This is a genomic window from Grimontia marina (assembly GCF_900060185.1).
GTDB lineage: Bacteria > Pseudomonadota > Gammaproteobacteria > Enterobacterales > Vibrionaceae > Enterovibrio > Enterovibrio marinus.
This window is the reverse complement of record NZ_FIZY01000024.1, coordinates 1-20,496: the sequence shown is the minus strand read 5'-3', so window position 1 is coordinate 20,496 and position 20,496 is coordinate 1. Positions and strand designations below refer to the sequence as shown.

Below are 20,496 nucleotides of genomic sequence, written 5' to 3'. Positions count from 1 at the left end.
TCCAATGAGCTGGGATCAGTCTCTGGTATTGGGATTGCTGCTGGCGATTGTGGCAGGTTTGGTGTTTACCAAAATCAAACCTGCCGTACTCTTCGCAGGCGCAGCTTTCGTTGCATTTCAATCCGGACTGGTATCGGTGGAAGCGATGGCAGGGAACTTCACCAACAGTTCCCTGTTAACGCTGGTACTTCTCATCCTTGCCTCTGCGGCACTGGAAAAAACACGTTTGGTCAGTTGGGTCAGTGGGCAACTTGCCAGCGGACGTTTAGGAACTGTCGTCGCTAAGTTAGGTGTCTCGACCGCGTTTCTAAGCTCGTTTACCAACAACACCGCTGTCGTGGTTTCCCTGATTGGCGCGGTGAAACGTAACCGCCGTCATGCGCCATCACGACTGCTGATTCCTCTTTCTTACGCAGCCATTCTTGGCGGCACATTAACCCTGATCGGCACCTCGACAAACCTCATTATCAACAGCTTTGTTGAAAGTGCGGGTTTGCCTGCCCTGAGCTTCTTTGCGCCATCGACGATTGGCCTTGCTGTATTGGCAGGTGGTCTTCTTGTGTTGATCCCGTTTTGTTATCTCCTTCCTAACTATGACGACGACAGTGATGACGATTTGCCATACGTACTGGAAGCAGAAGTCAAAAGGGGCTCGCCATTAGCGGGTAAAACCGTGTCTGAAAATGGGTTGCGTGCGCTTCGCCGTTTGTATCTGGCGGAAATCGTACGCGATGGTGAGCTTATCGCCCCGGTTTGCCCGGATACTGTGATGCGCGAAGGGGACAAGCTGCAGTTCTGTGGCGATGTGGAAAGTGTGGCAACCTTACAGGAAATCGAAGGTATAGCGCTGTTTGGTCAGCATCACATCAACGGACAGAACTTGCTTGAAGTGGTGGTGAGCCACAGTGCATCGATTCTGGGTAAAACGCTGAAAGAGGCCAAATTCCGTGAAAACTTTGATGCGGTCGTCGTCGCTATCCGTCGCGGTCATGAAAAGCTCGAAGGCGGTTTAGGCAATATTACTCTGCTTGCCGGTGACACTTTGGTGATTGTCCCAGGTAAAGGATTTGCGAAAGAGCAACAACGCATGCAGCGCGAGTTCGTGCTGGTAAATGGGTTGGACTCCAGTGCGCGCCTCGATAGCAAAATGAGCACTTGGGTGCTGGCAGGTTTTGCCGCAGTAATTGGTTCTGCTTTGATGGAGTGGATGCCACTGCTGAATGGCTTGGCGGCCTATCTGACTGTGCTTTTGCTGACAGGTGTTGTGAACCTGGTGGAGTTGAAACGCCGCTTCCCGGTTGAGATTGTGGTGATTGTCGGCAGTGCGTTAAGTCTTGCGCAGTTGATGATCCAATCTGGGCTTTCTGAGCAAATGGGTGAGCTGTTTATCTACTGGTTTAATGGCTGGGGCGTTTATGGCGCGCTGATTGCCACCTATTTGCTGACGCTGGTGTTAACGGAGCTTGTGACCAACAATGCCGCGGCTGCACTGTCATTTCCGATCGGATATAGCCTTGCTCTCGGATATGGCGTAGATCCGATGCCATTTATTATGGCAGTCTTGTTTGGTGCCAGTGCGAGCTTTATTTCGCCATATGGCTACCAGACTAACCTTCTGGTCTACAGTGTGGGTAATTATCAGTTAACGGATTACCTGCGGATTGGATTGCCGTTGTCGTTGGTGTACTCCGCATTGGTGTTGGGTCTTATCCCTCTGTTTTTTCCATTTTAATCACCTCAAAGGCCAATAGAGCCTGAGATGAGGTCAACAAAGGATTGAGTTATGAGTGCAGCGGATACGCCGCATCCGGATGAAAACGTCGTTTGGCATAAACACGTTATCGACAAACAATACCGCGCAGAACAGAAAAAACAGCGTCCGGCGCTGCTTTGGTTTACCGGCCTTTCAGGCTCTGGAAAATCCACCGTGGCTGGCGCGCTGGAAAGCAAGTTGGCGCAGATGGGCTATCACACCTACCTGCTTGATGGTGATAACGTGCGTCATGGCCTTTGCCGCGACCTAGGTTTTTCCGATCACGACCGCCGTGAGAACATTCGTCGCGTGGGTGAAGTGGCAAAGCTGATGACCGACGCTGGCCTGATTGTGTTCTCCGCGTTTATCTCCCCATTTCGTGAAGAGCGTCGACTGGTGCGTGAACTTTTACCGGAAGGTGAGTTCTTTGAGGTGTTTGTAGATACGCCGCTGGAAGTATGTGAATCACGAGACCCAAAAGGCCTATACAAAAAAGCCCGAGCGGGTGAGATCAAAGCCTTCACCGGTATCAGCTCTGCGTACGAAGCGCCGGAAACGCCGGAAGTGCATCTTCAAACTGACAATCATTCTGTCGAAGTCCTAGTCGATCAGTGTATTGCATCACTACGTCAGGCCAGTATCATCGGCTGACATTGATAGTCGCGAAACAAAAAACGGCTGGGATTTCCCGGCCGTTTTCTCTTTTTCTTTCAATTTTTCATCGCCAAAATATGAAGAAGATTAGGCTTTTTCATTCACTGTCGAGCCAACATCACTTTCCACATTAAAGGCTTTTGAAAGCAGTACCATCAGGGCATCGATATACTCGGGGTGCGCTTTTTGACCCACCAGTTTTGCCAGCTCATTGCCTGTTGGGCTGAAGCGATAGTAGTAAATCCGAATGCCTTTTTTCAGTGGCGTGAGCATAAAGGTTTTGTTTTGACCCAACAGCGGAAATGAGGCCGGTGGCTCAAGCAAGCCAGATTCCAATTCGGTTCTCAATATGAGGCCTAAATCCATCAACAGCATCAGATCCGTGAATGGCAATTTGAAATTCCCCAGCGCCAAACGCTCGGCAATATCCGGTTTGAAGTATCGCTTCATACCGTCTTCCGGCTTTCTAAATCCCGTAATGAGTTTGTTGCTGCTGTCGCTGCCGAATGTACAGGCCAATGCGCAGGCGCGTTGTAGAGCCTGTGCTTCGCGTTGTGTCATTGTTTCCAGCAAAGACAAGGCTTTGAGCGAAGTACTGCCGGGTTTGATAATTTCCTGTTTCAGGATCCGTGCCCACAGGTTCTGCATGCCAGCGCCGTAGGTGTTTTTGGCCATTTCAAAAAAACGGTACAGCCAGTCCGGATCCGGCGAGCTGGCGGTTTCATCGTGGCAAAGATCGTGACAGGTCTTGATGACTTGCTCTAGGTTTTCCTGCTGTTTCTGTTTGATCTCTAACTGGCGGAAAGCCGCTCGGGACGTCAGCGTATCGTGTTCAATATCGTGCAATTTTGCATCAATGTGGTGAGAGGCAGCAATGGCGGCAAGGCGGTGCTGGCTGGATTTGATATGGCTCTCTTGCTGGCTTTGTGATTTGTCACCACGCTTCGAGTTCTCTTTTTCGACGCTTTCCGCATCAATCACGACAGGTTTGTTTGGTTCGGCCATGCTGTTCCCGCTTTGAACACGTTAAGGTAATGTTTTTGCGATGATTTAGGGCAAAACGCGCGCAATCAACCATGTTAAAATTAAATTAAATTTGTTAACATTTAATCCATGTTATGGAAGCGAAAGGAGGATGATTGAAGTGAAGAAGTTCAAAATGAATTCCGTCAATATCCTGCTTGTCGTGTTTTATATTGCCACGCTACTCTATCTTTCTCAGTTTATCGGCTAATTTCCGTTAAACATTAAAAAAACCCGCACCTAGCGGGTTTTTTTCGTTTCAAGGAGTGAGCAAGATCACTTCATTAGCTTGTTCACCAAATCAATGACTTGAGTGATTTCAGCTTCGCTTAGTGCGCCTTCTTTGACAAAACGGACGGTACCTTCATTGTCCAGTACAACAATGGCTGAACTTTCATCCTGTAATCGCCACGCGTCAGCAACAGTGCCGTTTTCATCCAAAACAATGGACGACCAACTGAATTCTTTTTTGCTGTCTGCGGCTGAAGATTTCACGAAACCACCGGTCCCCCAGATTGCATCATCCTGATTGATGATGGTCGTGGTCTGGTATTTATCGCGCGGGAAATCAGCAACTTTTACCGCTTCAATCAAAGGGGCATTCATTTCCTTTGCGCTACTGCGGCCAGCAATAGCTTGAATGATACGGACCTTGCCTGTCAGGTTTGCACTGTCCCAGGTTTCGTAACCTATCTTGTCGCCATTTAGGGTAAGTTCACCGTGCTTTTCGACGGAGACAGATGGTAATGCTTGGCCGTTTGAGAGATTGTGAGCCGAGGCAAAGGTTGAGATGAGAGCAGTCGCCAAGGCTAGTGTTTTAATACGACGCATGAGTGATTATTTCCTGTTCATTGATGTATTTGTTTTTATGCGTAACCCCTCTGAATTTGTTCAGTTTACGGGGTACGGTATTGAATATAGCTGATACAGGAAGTGAGCCCGAACCAATAACTGGCCCAACCACTCAAAATGAGAAATTCAACCCAGTTCAAATTGAATCTTTTTCAAGACAGTGTGTCGTAATTTTGCCATGTGAGGATTTTTGTCTACGCTTATTTAGTTGTGATTGAATAGCTAAACAGTCTTCGGCTTGTGATTGTTTAGGTTTGTTTGGGAAACCTTTGTCGATTTTGTTGTCGAAAAAGTGATGGCAACTATCCTGAACACTTGGCATTTAGATTGCATCGTGCAAATGTCAGCCAATGCCGAAAGTATTGGTGTGTGATGCAGGTCTTTTATCATAGGCATGGAGGAGTTCATCAATGTTGCGTATTTTTCACCAATACCGCCCTCGTCAGGTTGCACGTTATGTGAAAGGCTTTTTTCGCGGTAGAGTCTACATCGATGGCGTGGGGGCCTTTGAATTCGACAGGGGGAGATTGCTGCCACCGCACAAAAAAGACAAACGCGCACTGGCGGTGATGACCGAAGTAAACAATGAAATCAAGGCCATGGCAGTTGCCGCCTGACTTAATCAAAAGAACATACAAGAACGCCCGTCATTTGACGGGCGTTTTTCGTTTAAAGTGCTGCTTTTTCCGGTGGATTATCTTTCCCAAGGAGGCAGGCAAACACCAGTACCTCCAATGCCACAGTAACCGTTTGGATTCTTCTCCAGATACTGCTGATGATAGGTTTCGGCAAAATAGTAGGGACCAGCATGAGCGATCTCTGTAGTGATCTCCGCTTTACCTTCTGCGTCCAAAGCAGCCTGATAAGCATCTCGACTGGCTAGTGCTGCGGCTTTCTGGTCATCACCGAAATAATAGATTGCCGATCGGTACTGGGTACCCTTGTCATTTCCCTGACGCATACCTTGCGTTGGATCGTGGCTCTGCCAAAATTGTGTCAGGATTTCTTCCAGTGAAATACGTGAAGGGTCGAAAACGACCTGCACCACTTCGGTGTGACCCGTCTGGGCGCTGCATACGTCTCTGTATGTGGGGTTCACGGTAAAGCCACCGCTGTAGCCGACTGACGTGGATTTTACGCCATCAAGTTTCCAGAACAGCCGCTCTGCGCCCCAGAAACAACCCATGCCCAAAAGAATTTGAGCTTGGCCTTCAGGTGCCTCTTTACTCAACATTGAGCCATTGACGGCATGCGCTTCAGCCGGAATAATTTCCTCGAGTCGATCTGGCAACGCCTGATCCGCGGTGATGGAGAGTTGCTTTTGGTTGATAAGCATAAATCGACTCCTTGTCGTGTCTGGATTGCGCCTGTTTTTTGTTAGGTGTCCACAAACATAACTGAACAGGCAGGAAAACTAAAGAACGGCACAATGGGCTTGTTCTTTCACTGATGCCCGAATCCTCATAAGGTACTTGCGTAAGATGACGACTCTGCAGTGCATTCAAAGTGATCCGTTGAGGACATCTTTCCTTGCTTTGATGCATATTTGCAACAGAACAACCGAACACATGGACGGTCATACTGTCACTATTCTATTTTTAACAGGCTCTCAGGGTGAGAGAAAAGTATACGGTTGATGATTAAGAAACGATTAATACCTTGGGTTTTAGTCACAGCAATATGGGTGCCTGGGGTGGCAATCGCTGATGTGGACTTTGAAATCAAAGGGCTGGATGATGCCCTGGAGAAAAATGTTTCCGTTTACCTAGACGCCATCCCTGATAGCGAGCGACGGCTGACTTTCCGGTTTCAGTCCCGCGTTACAGACGAAATAGAAAAAGCGCTGCAGGCTCTGGGATATTACGACCCAACGATTAGCTATAAGCTCGAAGATAAAAAGTCAGTCGACGATGCCACTGTGGTGTTGGATATCGCATCCGGTGAACCTGTGCGTATTGCAGAAGTGGATGTCGAACTGATGGGGGATGCCAAAACTGATGAGGCGTTTACCGAACTTCTGAAAACAGCGCCAAAAGTGGGCGATGTACTTAATCAGGGGCAATATGATGCCCTCAAATCGTCGATTCAGAGCCTTGCTGTGCGTCGCGGTTACTTCGATGCTGAATATACCCTCTCAAGACTGGAGGTGGCTCCAGGACGCTATCAGGCCTTTATTCGCCTGCATTTTAGCAGTGGGACACGTTATCACTTTGGTCAAGTTATATACCACAATAGCCAAATCAACGAAGAACGCCTCGACAGTATGTTGACGTTTAAAGAAGGCGACCCGTATCTCGTGTCTGACCTTGGCGCGTTTAACCAATCCCTATCCAACACTGGCTGGTTTTCCTCGGTGCTCGTTGAAGCGGGGATTGATGATCTTCGCGACGATCGTGTGCCGATTTCGGTGAACCTTGAGCCCTCCCCTCGAAATCAGTTTGAAACCGGTATTGGTTATTCCACCGACGTGGGGCCGCGCGTCAAAATCGGATGGAAGAAGCCCTGGTTTAACAGTCGTGGCCATAGTTTGAACACGGACTTATACGTTTCCAAGCCTAAGCAAACACTGGAATCAACCTATAAGATTCCGCTGGAGGATGTGCAGCGCGAGTACTATCAGGTGCAGGTTGGCCTTGAAAACCTCGATAATAATGACACAACCAGCCTTGAGTTAACCTCTTCCATTTCCCGCCACTGGAAGTATGACACTGGCTGGCAGCGTGCGCTTTACCTTCGCTGGCTCTACTCGGACTATACCCAGGGCAGTGTCTCGAACATCTCTAACCTGATTTTACCGGGGGTAAACTTCTCCCGGGTGCGAAGCCGTGGCGGTGCGATGCCATATTGGGGTGATAAGCAATCTATTACCTTTGAAGCAGGTGATCCGGCGTTGCTCTCAGACATCAGTCTCTTCCGCGCGGTCGGGCAAACTGCGTGGATCCGCAGTCTGAACAGCGACAACCGCTTCCTGACTCGCGTGAATGCGGGCGGTATTTTTACCACTGAATTTGAGCGCGTGCCGCCATCTCTTCGCTTCTTCGCTGGTGGTGATAACAGCATCCGTGGTTATAGTTATGAATCGATTTCACCCCGTGACAGTGAAGGCAAGCTCGAAGGCGGTGCCTACATGACAACGGGCTCGCTGGAATATAACTACCGCGTGACCGGAAACTGGTGGGGCGCGCTGTTTGTCGACGGCGGTGACGCCTGGACAAGCAGCGATCCGGAATGGAAAACCTCAGCTGGTGTGGGCGTGAGATGGGAATCGCCAGTAGGCCCTATCCGATTTGATATTGCCCACGGTTTTGAGAACCAAGACGATGATTTCATGATCCATTTTAGTCTTGGGCCAGAACTATGATGCGTTGGTTTAAGCTATTCGTTATCGCTATCGTATTGTTGTTGTTTCTGGTTGTTGCTGGAGTGTTTGCGGTGTTGCTGACACCCGCCGGCGTTAAGCTTGCGGTTTGGGGGGCGCAAGAAGCTCTGCCGGAGTTAACAATAGAAAAAAGCCGTGGGGCGCTGTTGAACGGATTTGCGCTGGAAGGCGTAGCCTTCAGCATGGACGGCTTTTCGCTGTCAGGTAAATCCCTCTCTCTTGATATCAACAGTAAGTGCCTGAGCGGCCCAGCTCTATGTGTGGAGTCGCTGACGGGGGATGGCATTAAAGTGGTGGTTGGTGAAACTGAACCTGCGCCGGCATCGCCGCCGTCTGAGCCACTGACCGAAATTAAGACGCCAGTGCCACTGTTTCTCAGCGGTGTGGCACTCTCTGATATCTCCCTCGATATTCTCGGCACCAAGGTGCATTGGGACAGCCTGACTACCGCCGCCCAGATGCAGGGCAACACAGTGACGTTAAAGCCTACCGAATGGAAAGGTATCAAGGTCGAACTTGCCCAAAGCGAAGAGAAACCGGCGAAACCAGAAGCCACTTCTACAAGTGGCACGCCGATTGAATTGCCTGCCGTGAATATCCCACTCAATGTTGTGATTGAGGGGTTTGCGCTGAAAGATGTACTACTCATGTTGCCGCAAAAACAGGTGATTCACGAGTTCTTTGTGAAAGGAAAAGCGGGTGGTCCTGACATCGTACTTGAAGATGTACGCCTCGACGCAGAGCAGGGCAAGGTTTCACTCAATGGTGATATCTCGCTGAAAGATGATTATCCGCTGAACCTTGCTGCAAATGCCAAGGTAAGAATGGAACCGCTTCAAGGACACTCACTGACGCTGGATGCGAAGGGGGACCTTCGCGATTTAGCGATTAAAGCCAACCTTAAAGGTGTATTGCTGGCCGCGCTTTCCGGCAAGCTGGATGTGCTTGATCCCAACCTACCGTTTAACTTGCTGCTGACCAGCAAGAACCTGCAGTGGCCGGTTGACAGTAACGCGGAATACAAGCTGACATCAACGGCTATCAATGCCAGCGGTAGCCTGAAAAAGTACAGCGCTTCGGTAAAAACCCAAGCCACGGGTGAAGCGATTCCGGTTATCGACTTGTCGACTAAGCTAACGGGTGATCTCGGCAAAGTGATGCTGGGGGATATCTCATTGAAAACACTTGGTGGCGGTATTGATGGTTGGGCGAGCGTCGACTGGACCAAGCAGGTCAAATGGCAAACCCGACTGGCTTTTTCTGATATTCAGCCTGGACTTCAGTGGCCTGAAGCGGAAGGTAAGCTTTCAGGTGAAGTGCAAAACAGTGGTGAGATTAACGAGCAGGGCGGTTGGTTAGTGCGACTGCCAGAACTCGACATTGAGGGCATCATCCGCGATCAGGCATTGGATCTAAGCGGCCAGCTCAACGCTTCTGATGTAAAAGGCAAAGGCGACCTGCTGTTTGAAACCAAAGGACTTTCCCTCCGCCATGGCCCAAACCAGATTGATGTGTCGGGCAAGGTGGATAAAGCGCTGGCGCTGAAACTCAATCTCAACCTTCCCAAGCTCTCCGCTTCGGTACCGCAGGCTGGCGGCAGTATTAAAGGTAATATCGGTCTTTCAGGTACGCTGGAAAAGCCGGAAGCTGCACTGCAAGTCAATGCCAATGCTTTGCGTTGGGAAGAGTTGGTGACTGTGCAGGATATCAGCATCCGAGGTTCTGTCACTCCACTTCCCGTGATTGGTGGCGGTCTAATTGTTGATGTGAATGGCGTGAAAGCAGAAGGCGTAGAAGTGAAAACGCTCGCTCTTCGTGCGTCTGGGGATGAAAAAGATCAAACAGTAAACCTAAAGGTTGATGGTAAGCCTGTCAGTGCAAACCTTTCCGTTCGAGGCAGTTTAGACAGGGAAAAAGGCTGGAAGGGAACCCTGTATTCTTCCGCTGTAAAAACACCTATCGGACCTTGGAAGCTGGTGAATGATGTGCCGCTGAGCGTGAATTTCAAATCCGGTGTGGTCGATATCGGCGCATTCTGCTGGACGCAAAACCAAAGCCAAATCTGTCTGGATAAGCCAGCGAAAGTGGCTGACAGTGGGGAAGCACAGCTTTCTATCGTCGATTTTAATCTCGATGTGGTGCAGTCCTTTCTACCTGTCACGACCACGATTGAAGGGACGGTAAATGCCAAAGCCAATGTGGCGTGGAAACCCAATGCTTTACCAGAGTTGAAAGCATCCGTGGATTTGTCAAAGGGTAAGGTGACGGAACAGCTTGAGGCGCCGCTGACCATTTCATGGGACGCGGTCAATCTGGATGCAACACTTGCTGATAACACTTTGAACGCCGATGTATTGCTGGCATTGACTGACAACGGCAAGGTGACTCTCAAAGCAGTCATGGGTAATCTTGAAAGCCAGAAAAGGACCCTCAAAAGTACCTTCGACATTGATAATATTGACCTCGATATCCTGGCCCCCGCGCTGGGCGAAGATACCAAGTTGGCGGGGATGCTCAGCGGTAATGTCATCCTCAATGGCGATCTGGAGGCGCCAACTGCCAATGGCAGCATTGAGCTGAGTGGCCTGAAATTACAGAGCCTTGTTGCGCCTGTGGAAGTAAGTGATGGTAGGATCACTGCGCTGCTCAATGGTACAAATGGTCGTATCAATGGTGATATCAAAACGCCGGATGGCGACTTAGTGATCACTGGTAAAGCTGACTGGAAAGATCTTAACGCCTGGCTTGCATCGCTGAATGTAAAGGGGCAGAGGCTGAAGGTAGTGGTTCCACCAATGGTTGCGCTGGAGGTGAGCCCTGACATGACGCTGAATGCCTCACCAAAATCAGTGAATGTAAAAGGTAATGTGTCAGTGCCTTGGGGACGCATTGTTGTAGAGAACTTGCCAGAATCGGCGGTGCATGTTTCCAGTGACGTAGTGATCCTTAACGATGATCTCAAACCCGTTTCTGAAGAAGAGACGAACCCCATCACAGTCAATGCCAATATCGCCGTCAATATTGGTGATGATGTCCGCCTTGAAGCCTTTGGCCTGAGAACCAATTTAGTCGGTAAGCTTGACGTTGCCAGTAACCGTAAAGGACCAAGCGTTAACGGCGAGATCAATCTGGAAGAGGGAACATATCGTTCATTTGGTCAGGATCTCCAAATCAAAAAAGGTCAGATCTTGTTCAATGGTCCGCCTGAACAGCCTTACCTGCAAGTGGAGGCGATCCGCAATCCAGACGCTATTGAAGATGGCGTCGAAGCAGGTATCCGAGTGACCGGCCCTGCGGATGCGCCGGAAGTGCAGGTGTTCTCAGATCCGGCCATGCCTCAGGCAAACGCCTTGTCTTACTTGACGCGTGGACGGAATCTGGACAGCGAATCTGACGGCAACGCCATGACGTCGATGTTGATCGGCCTCGGTCTTTCTCAGAGTGGTAAGCTGGTGGGACAAATCGGTGAAGCGTTTGGTGTACAGGATCTGTCGGTAGATACCTCGGGCAGCGGTAATGACGAGAAAGTAGAGGTCTCTGGCTACATTCTGCCAGGACTTCAGGTGAAATATGGTGTGGGTATCTTTACCAGTTTGCCGGAATTCACAGTGCGCTACCGGTTACTGTCAGATCTTTATGTCGAGGCGGTTTCCGGCGCAGACAATGCGGTCGACCTGCTTTACCAGTTCAGTATCAAGTAACCCAAAAACAAAAAGCCCGGTATTGAAACCGGGCTTTCTTTTTAGACACTTACTCTTCGTCTGGGAAGTTCTCAAGAAACTCTTCGACTTTCTCAACCATGTGGGTGGAACCCACAAAAAACGGTACTCGCTGGTGGAGCTCGGTGGGTTTGATATCCATGATGCGTTGCGCACCATCTGACGCCTTCCCGCCCGCTTGCTCAATGATAAAAGCCATTGGGTTGCACTCATAAAGCAGGCGCAGTTTTCCGCTTGGGTAAGCCGCTGTGCTTGGGTATAAGTACAAACCGCCTTTGAGCATATTACGGTGGAAATCGGACACCAATGAGCCGATGTAGCGCGAAGTGTAAGGACGGCCGTCAGTTGGCTCGTTTTCCTGGCAGTATTTGATGTACTTCTTCACCCCAAGTGGGAAGCGAATGTAGTTCCCTTCGTTGATGGAGTAGATTTTACCATCTTGCGGGATGGTCATGTTCTCATGGGATAAGCAGAACGCGCCGATGGATGGATCGTAGGTGAAGCCGTGTACGCCGTTACCTGTGGTGTAAACCAACATGGTAGAGGAACCGTAGATGATGTAACCCGCCGCCACCTGCCGGTTACCCGGTTGGAGGAAATCTTCCATGGTGGCCGGTTGGCCGATAGGGGAAACACGGCGGTAGATGGAGAAGATGGTGCCAACGGAGACATTAACGTCAATGTTGGAGGAGCCATCGAGTGGATCCATCAAGATGACATACTTGGCGTTGCGGCCAAGTTCGGTGTCGAAGATAACCGCGTCATCTTCTTCCTCACTGGCTACACCACACACTTGATCGCGTGCCGCCATGGCAGCTTTGAATTTTTCGTTCGCGTAGACGTCCAGTTTTTGTTGTTCTTCGCCTTGGACGTTCTCGCCACCAAATGCGCCAGTGATATCAGCCAAACCGGCTTTGTTGATTTCACGGTTAACGATTTTGGCGGCCAGTCGGATAGAGGAGAGTAGTGAGCTGAGTTCTCCACTGGCGCTAGGATATTCATGTTGTTTTTCAACAATGAACTCGCCAAGTGTACGCATATCGGACATTCCAGATCCTTTTGATGTCTGTTATTGGTTTCTTGGGTAAGATGCTGGGAAGCAAAGTCACAAGCGGAGTGCAATAAGGCCTTTACTTTCCCGGTTGATTCGAAGTGTTCGGTGCATCGCTTGGACGGCAGGCAAAAGTTTTTGCCAAAAACGTAACGTCACAACCGGACAAAAAATCAACTTGTTACACATTTTATAGTGTAGAACTTTTTATTCGTATCGAAGTAATTTGGACATGTCGGGAACTGTGATCCTTGGAGATGCAGAACGACGGTTTTAAGCTGACGGAACCTTATGCATATACACATTTTAGGGATTTGCGGCACCTTTATGGGCGGCGCAGCCATTCTGGCGAGACAACTGGGTCATAAAGTGACAGGTTGTGACGCCAATGTTTACCCGCCAATGAGCACACTGTTGGAATCTCAGGGTATAGAGATCATTCAGGGCTACGATCCTTCTCAGCTTGATCCGGCACCGGATCTGGTGGTGGTTGGAAATGCTATGAGCCGCGGCAATCCGTGCGTGGAATATGTGCTGAATAAAAACCTCAATTACACTTCCGGCCCCCAATGGCTGTTGGAGTTCCTGCTTAAAGATCGCTGGGTACTGGCGGTAGCAGGTACGCATGGTAAAACCACGACAGCGAGTATGCTGGCTTGGGTTTTGGAAGATTGCGGCTATCAGCCAGGCTTTTTGATTGGTGGCGTACCGGGTAACTTTGGCGTATCTGCCCGTTTGGGTGAAACCATGTTCTTTGTGGTCGAAGCGGATGAATACGACAGTGCTTTTTTCGATAAGCGCTCTAAGTTCGTGCATTACCATCCACGCACGCTGGTCATGAACAATCTTGAGTTCGATCATGCTGACATCTTCGACGATCTGAATGCGATTAAACGTCAATTCCATCATTTGGTGCGGACAGTGCCGGGAATCGGCCGCATCATTGTGCCTTCGAATGATGAAAACATTAAATCGACGCTGGAGATGGGTTGCTGGAGCGAGCTGGAGTTTGCCGGTGAAGACGGTACTTGGAAAGCCGAGAAACGCGTAGCTGATGGTAGTAAATTTGATGTGTGTTTTGAAGGCGAGTCGGTCGGTACGGTTAAGTGGGATCTGATTGGCGATCACAATGTCAGTAATGCATTGATGGCTATTGCTGCTGTACGTCACGTCGGTGTCACACCGGATCTGGCTTGTGAAGCCTTGGGGCGTTTCATCAACACCAAACGGCGTCTGGAGCACAAAGGCGACTTTAACGGTGTGACTGTCTATGACGATTTCGCCCATCACCCAACTGCAATTAAAACCACACTGGAAGGCCTACGTGCCAAAGTGGGTGAGCGTCGTATCCTTGCGGTGTTGGAGCCGAGATCCAACACCATGAAGCTTGGCGTACATAAAGACGAGATTGCACCGTCACTGGATGCTGCCGATGAGGTATTGCTTTTCCAGCCGGAGCATATCGAATGGTCTGTCAAAGAGGTAGCGGAAGCGTGCAAAGCACCAGCGCAAACCTTTGACGAGATTGATGCACTGGTTTCAGGCATTGCCAGTGGGGCCAAGGTAGACGACGTTATACTGGTGATGAGTAACGGTGGTTTTGGTGGCATTCACGACAAACTGAAAGCCAAGTTGGAACAACAATAAGGAACACATGGCAACTTCAATGAGCGACAAACGCATTACACTGGCTTGGAGTGGTGCATCAGGCGCGCCCTATGGACTTCGCCTGCTGGAGTGCTTGCTGGCGGCAGACTATGAAGTCTATTTGCTGGTGTCATCCGCCGCACGCGTGGTGTTCGCCACCGAGCATGGTATAAAACTGCCATCTGGTCCCGACGCGGCGAAAGAAGCCTTGGTAAAACATCTCAATGCGCCGACTGACAAGTTGATCGTATGTAGCAAAGAGGATTGGTTCTCGCCCGTTGCATCGGGCTCTGCGGCACCTAAGAAAATGGTGGTGTGCCCCTGTTCGGCTGGCTCGCTAGCTGCGATTGCCCATGGCATGTCGGATAATCTGGCAGAACGCGCTGCAGATGTGGTGCTGAAAGAGCGTGGCCAACTACTATTGGTGGTGCGTGAAACGCCATTCTCCACTCTTCACCTAGAGAATATGCTGAAGTTATCGCAAATGGGCGTGACCATCATGCCTGCTGCACCGGGGTTTTATCACCAACCAAAGTCTATCGATGATCTGGTGGACTTTATGGTGGCACGTATTCTCGATCATCTTGGGGTTGAGCAGGTCTTGGTGCCGCGATGGGGCTATGACCAGCGCGATAAGTAACTCTCATTCAGATAAAGAAAAAGGGCGGTATCGATACCGCCCTTTTTAGATCTTGGTATCGCTATCAGCCTTGAGGCTTCATGATCAACACGTTGACTTTTGATTGCTCCAGCACCTTGGATGCTACTGAGCCAATGATAAGCTTGTTGGCTTTAGAGCGCTTGTGGCTTGGCATCACGATTAAATCGCAGCCAAGGCTGTCAGCGGTTTTGACGATGGCCTTGTAAGGCTTGCCTTCAGCTACAGACAAATCATACGAGATGCCTTCCGGCACAATGCGCTCAGCAAAGGCTTTAAGGTTGTTACGTACGTCCTGTTTCATCTGGCGGGCTGCATCTTCCGGGAAGTATGACTGTACCATGGAGTTATGAATTCCCGGCAGCGCAGTCAACAGGTGCAAAGTAGCACCGGTTTGTCCTGCCAGCCAAACAGCGTGCTCTACTGCTTTATCAGCAAAGCTTTCATCATTCAAATCAACAGGGACCAGAATGTGTTTATACATATCGTCTACTCTCTTGTTTGGTAGTGACCGGGGCGTAATGCCCCGGACTGATTACGCTGTTTGTTGTTCTGATCTTTTGATGCGGCGGCGCTGGTTCCAGGCCATAGCCGCAAGAAGAAGCAAGGTAGGGACGAATACCCACTCTTTTGACGGCCGCTCCGCGGGTGTACTCACCTGAACGATTTCCCAGTCGAAATCGATACCGGCATCTGATGCCGGGCTACCCCACTGAACCATATCGACCAGTTTCGCGCCTTCTTCATCACGCAGTTCCAGGCCAGTAGACATGACTCGGGCCAGACCTTCTGCCTGTGCATAGTCAATGGGCAAGTGAACGTGTTTGGTGACGATATCACCGTCGATGGTTTCACCACGAACTTGTAGGTTAAGCGTTTGGCCATCGGGCAGCTTTTCTGCCACTTCGATAATAGAAGAACCTGGGTAATCATTGGTTGCGGGATAAACTTGATCCCACCAGTAACCTGGACGGAACAGTGAGAAAGTGATCAGCACCAGCAGCAGTGTCTCCCACCATTTGTTCTTGGTGAACCACCAACCTTGCGTCGCGGCTGAGAAGGCGAGCATGGCGATCACGGCTGAGCCAATAGTCAGTAAAAGATGCACTGGACCTTCGATGTCCATTAACAACAGTTGGGTGTTGAAAATGAACATAAACGGCAGGATCGCGGTACGAATATCGTAGGTGAAACCCTGGATACCGGTTTTGATTGGGTCAGATTTCGCAATCGCCGCCGCTGCGAAGGCTGCAAGACCTACCGGTGGGGTATCATCTGCCAGAATACCGAAGTAGAACACGAACAGATGAACGGCGATTAGTGGGATGATAAGACCTTCTTGTGCACCTAACGTCACAATAACTGGGGCCATCAGGGTAGATACCACGATATAGTTTGCTGTGGTTGGTAGACCCATACCCAAGATCAGGCTGATGATTGCGGTGAACAGCAGCATCAGCATGATGTTACCGCCGGAGATGAACTCAACGAAGTCAGTCATCACCAAACCAATACCCGTCAGTGTGACCACACCTACCACAATGCCCGCTGCAGCAGTCGCTACACCGATACCAATCATGTTACGTGCACCGGCGACAAAGCCTTCTGCCAAGTCGATGAAACCGTTTTTGATTTCTTCGCCGAAGTTAGACTCGCCATGGAAGAAAGCAAACAGCGGGCGTTGGGTCACCACGATGAACATCATGAAAAGGGTTGCCCAAAATGCGGACAGGCCTGGTGAGAAGCGTTCAACCATCAGACACCATACCAGCACCACGATTGGGAGTAGGTAGTAAAGACCTGAACGTGCGGTTGGACCTGGATCAGGGAGCTCAGAGAGATCGGTATCTGCTGGGTCTTCTACAGCCTCTTTCTTGTATTGCGCTGAATAGCGAACCAACGCGACGTAGGCAATGAAAATCGCTACAGCAATGATTGGGCTCGCCGCTGCACCGAACACATTTTTCGTCCAGCCAATGCCATAGTAGACCGCAAAGCTAAGCACACAGATGCCAATCACAATAGTCAGGAAGCTCAGCAGAAACTGCACCAGTGTCGATTGGTGGCGACGCGGCAGACCTGTCATTCCCGCCTTACAGGCTTCGAGGTGGACAATATAGATAAGCGCAATGTAAGAAATGATGGCAGGTAAAATCGCCGCTTTAATCACTTCAATGTAAGGAATGCCGACGTATTCCACCATCAGGAAGGCCGCTGCCCCCATGATAGGTGGTGTAAGTTGGCCATTGGTTGACGCTGCAACCTCTACCGCACCCGCTTTGGTTCCCGGGAAACCGACACGTTTCATCAGTGGAATGGTGAAAACCCCGGTCGTCACGACGTTTGCGATAGATGAACCTGAGATAAGGCCCGACAGACCAGAAGCCACAACTGCAGCTTTTGCCGGACCTCCACGCATATGACCGAGCATAGAGAAAGCCACTTTGATGAAGTAGCCACCTGCACCGGCACGATCAAGCAAGGCACCGAAGAGTACAAACAGGAAGACAAAAGACGTTGACACACCCAGTGCGACACCAAATACACCTTCAGTGGTCAGCCACATATGGGACATGGCTTTGTTCAGGCTTGCTCCTTTGTGCGCGATAACATCGGGCATGTAGGGGCCTGCGAAGGTATAGATAAGAAATACCAGCGCGACGACCATCAACGGTGGGCCAAGGGCACGTCGTGTTGCTTCCAGCAGCAAAATCATACCTGTGACTGCAACAACGATATCAAAGCTTGTTGGAGCACCAGCGCGGGAAGCGAGTTCGGTATAGAAAAGGAAGAGGTACCCGGCTGAGAAGCTTCCTGCGGCCGCAAAAATCCAATCCTGGAGAGGAATACGGTCTCGTGGAGAGTTTTTCAGAGCGGGGTAAGCGGTGAATGCCAGAAAGATAGCAAACGCCAAGTGAATCGATCGTGCCTCGGTATCATTGAGCGCGACAGTAAATGGTGAGGCATACCAGAGCTGGAAAATAGACCAGCACAAGGGAACAAACCAGAGGATTTTTCCTGGTAAACCTGACGGAGCGCGGGCTCCGGTGTCCGCTTGAGCGACAATATCCTGCGCTTCTTGCGGTGTCTCGGTCGTCTTCGTCATGCCATTGTCCTTTAATCGGCAAGTAAAAGTGTAAAAAAACCTGACATCAGATGCGGATAACCCGCAACAAAGCGGGCTATCTCCACAGCGCGTTTTATACGCCTTTATTGTCTTCACCTAATGACGAGTACTGCTTTGTAAGGTCTTGTGTAAGACTCAATTTATTGTGTGTATTTAGAATTCTTTGATTATGGATGATAACAAACCTGTTTCCAAAATTTAAAACTAGTGAAATATTTTGTCATGGTCTTTCGCATCGAATTGAGGCGTAGGGGGAGATAAAAGCGGGGCAGCCTCATTAGTGAGACAAAATAATGTCTCAGGGTGTGAATAGTTGGATAAGGAAGCTGGCAGGATTATCGGATAATTATCCTGCCAATTTTGAAGGACTTTCAGTTTGAATTAGCGGGAGTAATCGAAAAGTCCGCAAACGGCTTCAAACAGTCGCACAGTGGTGGTAGAGCGCGTTGGAGTGATGAAGATGGTATCGTCACCGGCAACCACGCCAAGAATACCTTCTGCTTTACCCAGAGAGTCCAGCAGGCGCGCGATAAGCTGCGCTGCACCTGGACCTGTGTGGATAACAACCAATGCGTCGTTGTAATCGATATCCATCACCAACTCTTTCAGTGGGCTGCTTGTGGTGGGTACGCCAAGTTCTACCGGCAGGCAGTACACCATTTCCATTTTTGCGTTTCGGGTGCGCACAGCGCCAAACTTCGTCAGCATGCGAGAGACTTTAGATTGATTAATGTTCTCAAAGCCTTGCGCTTTCAGAGCATCTACGATTTCGCCTTGAGAGCTGAACTTTTCTTCTTTCAGGATGGCTTTAAAAGCCTTCACCAATTGATCTTGTTTATCTGAATTGCGCATATATCTTCTTTCTTCCCCGTCTCAGGATGGCGCATTCTTGCATAGTGATTCACTCGTGAGCAATAAAATCAGCGGTAAAGTGACGCACCTATCACCTTTCAACAGGCCTTGATGGCTTTGAAGATAAAAATGAGAAGCGCGGCTTATCCTCAGGTTGATAAGCTTGTGGTTATCTATGATGGGAACGTATCATGCGCAGAGGTCCGTTATGCATGCGGGGTTGTCAGTGGATTTAAGTAAACCACCTTATTGCTGACTTGCCTCGTATCCAAGGTCTGAAATAATAAAATCGTAAATAAGGAGAACGAGATGAAAGTTGCTGTGATTGGCGCCGCTGGTGGCATTGGTCAAGCTTTAGCCCTGCTTTTGAAAAACCGTCTGCCTGCGGGTTCTGATTTGGCTCTGTATGACATTGCACCTGTAACACCAGGTGTTGCGGTCGATCTTAGCCACATCCCTACCCCAGTATCGATCAAAGGTTACAGCGGTGAAGATCCAACGCCTGCGCTGGAAGGTGCTGACGTTGTTCTGATCTCGGCTGGTGTAGCGCGTAAGCCAGGTATGGATCGCTCTGATCTGTTCAACGTGAACGCAGGTATCGTTCGTTCTCTGAGTGAAAGAATTGCTGATGTATGCCCGAAAGCACTGATCGGTATTATAACTAACCCAGTGAACACCACTGTTGCTATCGCAGCAGAAGTGCTGAAAGCAAAGGGTGTTTACGATAAGAACCGCCTTTTCGGTGTGACCACGTTGGATATCATCCGTTCTGAAACCTTTGTGGCTGAGCTGAAAGGTAAAGATCCAAGCGATGTTCGTGTACCGGTTATCGGTGGTCACTCTGGTGTCACCATCCTGCCGCTGCTGTCTCAGGTTGAGGGTGTTGAGTTCACTGAAGAAGAAGTGGCTGCACTGACGCCACGTATCCAAGATGCGGGTACTGAAGTCGTCGAAGCGAAAGCGGGTGGCGGTTCTGCGACCCTGTCTATGGGGCAAGCAGCGTGTCGCTTTGGTCTGGCGCTGGTTCGTGCAGCTCAAGGCGAACAAGACGTTGTCGAGTGTGCTTATGTGGAAGGCGATGGCAAATATGCACGCTTTTTCGCTCAACCAGTGCGTCTGGGCAAAAACGGTGTGGAAGAGATCCTGGATCACGGCCCACTGAGTGCTTTCGAGCAAAACGCACTGGACAGCATGCTGGATACACTGCGTAAAGATATCCAACTGGGCGAAGAGTTCGTTAAGTAACTTTTTCCTCAAAGAGAAAAAGCGGCTGGTAAGCTAACACCGATCAGTTAAGGCATTGATCAGTTGAACGATCCTACAGATGGTTAACAATACCCTCAGTACACTAATTGCTGAGGGTATTTTTTATGTTGGCTCACTGGCTGATTGATGTCGATACGTTTGCTGCACCCGAATCAATGGCCCTCTTCCAAAAAGAACTCCCGCTCGAATGGATAGAGCAAGCCCTTGATTCGACCAACAAAGCCAGTATGAGACGGCGTAAGTTACCCGCCGAACTTGTCGTTTGGTTGATTGTCGGTATTGGCTTGTATCGGGATAAACCCATCACGGAAGTTTTAGATAAATTAGACCTCAAGCTTTCCAACCACTTAGGGGATTCTGTTGCACCAAGTGCTATCCCTCAAGCGAGAAAGCGCCTCACCGCCCAACCTTTGGAAGCGCTTTTTAAACTGACAGCAGCCCATTGGACCCAGCAGGAAGATAGCGATGACAAATGGTTTGGCCTAAGTTTACTTTCAGTCGACGGCACTCAGTTC

Annotated in this window: 16 protein-coding genes; 9 read left to right on the top strand and 7 right to left on the bottom strand. The window is 49.8% G+C overall.

Features of this window, described 5'->3' with window-relative positions; genetic code table 11:
* Nucleotides 1-4 precede the first annotated feature (4 nt).
* Together GMA8713_RS13410 and cysC are read left to right on the top strand one after the other, a co-directional pair.
* Nucleotides 5-1,732 (top strand): SLC13 family permease, encoded by a 1,728-nt coding sequence (locus tag GMA8713_RS13410; protein ID WP_062710619.1) that lies wholly within the window; start codon nt 5-7, stop codon nt 1,730-1,732.
* Between the two features lie 51 nt (nt 1,733-1,783).
* Entirely contained in the window at nt 1,784-2,404 is a 621-nt protein-coding gene (gene cysC, locus GMA8713_RS13405; protein WP_062710616.1) for an adenylyl-sulfate kinase, read from the top strand.
* 90 nt (nt 2,405-2,494) lie between these two features.
* Here cysC and GMA8713_RS13400 read toward each other — a convergent pair whose 3' ends face one another.
* Nucleotides 2,495-3,412, bottom strand: a complete 918-nt coding sequence (locus tag GMA8713_RS13400) for a TIGR03899 family protein (protein WP_062710614.1) — start codon at nt 3,410-3,412, stop codon at nt 2,495-2,497.
* 294 nt (nt 3,413-3,706) lie between these two features.
* Nucleotides 3,707-4,261, bottom strand: coding sequence for a YtfJ family protein (locus tag GMA8713_RS13395; protein ID WP_062710611.1), 555 nt, complete (start codon nt 4,259-4,261; stop codon nt 3,707-3,709).
* Nucleotides 4,262-4,692: 431 nt separating this feature from the next.
* On the opposite strand from GMA8713_RS13395, the gene GMA8713_RS13390 reads away from it, so the two are divergent.
* Complete coding sequence (locus GMA8713_RS13390; protein ID WP_062710608.1) at nt 4,693-4,899, top strand: DUF1107 domain-containing protein; 207 nt, start codon at nt 4,693-4,695, stop codon at nt 4,897-4,899.
* 77 nt (nt 4,900-4,976) lie between these two features.
* Here the strand turns inward: GMA8713_RS13390 and msrA are convergent, their stop codons facing one another.
* Nucleotides 4,977-5,612 (bottom strand): peptide-methionine (S)-S-oxide reductase MsrA, encoded by a 636-nt coding sequence (msrA, locus tag GMA8713_RS13385; protein WP_198159508.1) that lies wholly within the window; start codon nt 5,610-5,612, stop codon nt 4,977-4,979.
* 306 nt (nt 5,613-5,918) lie between these two features.
* Here msrA and tamA point away from each other — a divergent pair, with 306 nt between their 5' ends.
* Together tamA and tamB are read left to right on the top strand one after the other, a co-directional pair.
* Nucleotides 5,919-7,643 carry an autotransporter assembly complex protein TamA gene (gene tamA / locus GMA8713_RS13380; RefSeq protein ID WP_062710602.1) on the top strand — a complete coding sequence of 575 codons (1,725 nt, stop codon included), beginning with the start codon at nt 5,919-5,921 and terminating at the stop codon, nt 7,641-7,643.
* A complete protein-coding gene (tamB, locus tag GMA8713_RS13375; RefSeq protein ID WP_062710600.1) occupies nt 7,640-11,362 on the top strand; it encodes an autotransporter assembly complex protein TamB in 3,723 nt (1,240 codons plus the stop codon). Before tamA ends, tamB begins: the two co-directional genes overlap by 4 nt.
* Nucleotides 11,363-11,411: 49 nt before the next feature.
* On the opposite strand, the gene fbp is transcribed toward tamB, so the two are convergent.
* Nucleotides 11,412-12,428, bottom strand: coding sequence for a class 1 fructose-bisphosphatase (gene fbp, locus GMA8713_RS13370; RefSeq protein ID WP_062710597.1), 1,017 nt, complete (start codon nt 12,426-12,428; stop codon nt 11,412-11,414).
* A 294-nt stretch (nt 12,429-12,722) separates the two neighbouring features.
* Between fbp and mpl the strand changes: the two genes are divergently transcribed.
* A complete protein-coding gene (gene mpl, locus GMA8713_RS13365) occupies nt 12,723-14,078 on the top strand; it encodes a UDP-N-acetylmuramate:L-alanyl-gamma-D-glutamyl-meso-diaminopimelate ligase (protein ID WP_084387729.1) in 1,356 nt (451 codons plus the stop codon).
* A gap of 7 nt (nt 14,079-14,085) precedes the next feature.
* On the top strand, nt 14,086-14,718 hold the full coding sequence (locus GMA8713_RS13360; RefSeq protein WP_232314437.1) for a flavin prenyltransferase UbiX: 633 nt from the start codon (nt 14,086-14,088) through the stop codon (nt 14,716-14,718).
* Nucleotides 14,719-14,782: 64 nt separating this feature from the next.
* Here GMA8713_RS13360 and GMA8713_RS13355 read toward each other — a convergent pair whose 3' ends face one another.
* From GMA8713_RS13355 to argR, 3 genes are all read right to left on the bottom strand, one after another.
* A complete protein-coding gene (locus GMA8713_RS13355; protein WP_062710590.1) occupies nt 14,783-15,220 on the bottom strand; it encodes a universal stress protein in 438 nt (145 codons plus the stop codon).
* Nucleotides 15,221-15,271: 51 nt separating this feature from the next.
* On the bottom strand, nt 15,272-17,842 hold the full coding sequence (locus GMA8713_RS13350; protein WP_062710587.1) for a TRAP transporter permease: 2,571 nt from the start codon (nt 17,840-17,842) through the stop codon (nt 15,272-15,274).
* A gap of 402 nt (nt 17,843-18,244) precedes the next feature.
* The gene (gene argR, locus GMA8713_RS13345) at nt 18,245-18,715 is read right to left on the bottom strand and encodes a transcriptional regulator ArgR (protein WP_002536488.1); all 471 of its coding nucleotides are present in this window, start codon (nt 18,713-18,715) and stop codon (nt 18,245-18,247) included.
* Between the two features lie 309 nt (nt 18,716-19,024).
* On the opposite strand from argR, the gene mdh reads away from it, so the two are divergent.
* Both mdh and GMA8713_RS13335 read left to right on the top strand, forming a co-directional pair.
* A complete protein-coding gene (gene mdh, locus GMA8713_RS13340) occupies nt 19,025-19,960 on the top strand; it encodes a malate dehydrogenase (RefSeq protein ID WP_062710584.1) in 936 nt (311 codons plus the stop codon).
* 125 nt (nt 19,961-20,085) lie between these two features.
* On the top strand, nt 20,086-20,496 hold a 411-nt coding region (locus GMA8713_RS13335), incomplete at its 3' end, for a transposase domain-containing protein (RefSeq protein WP_198159441.1).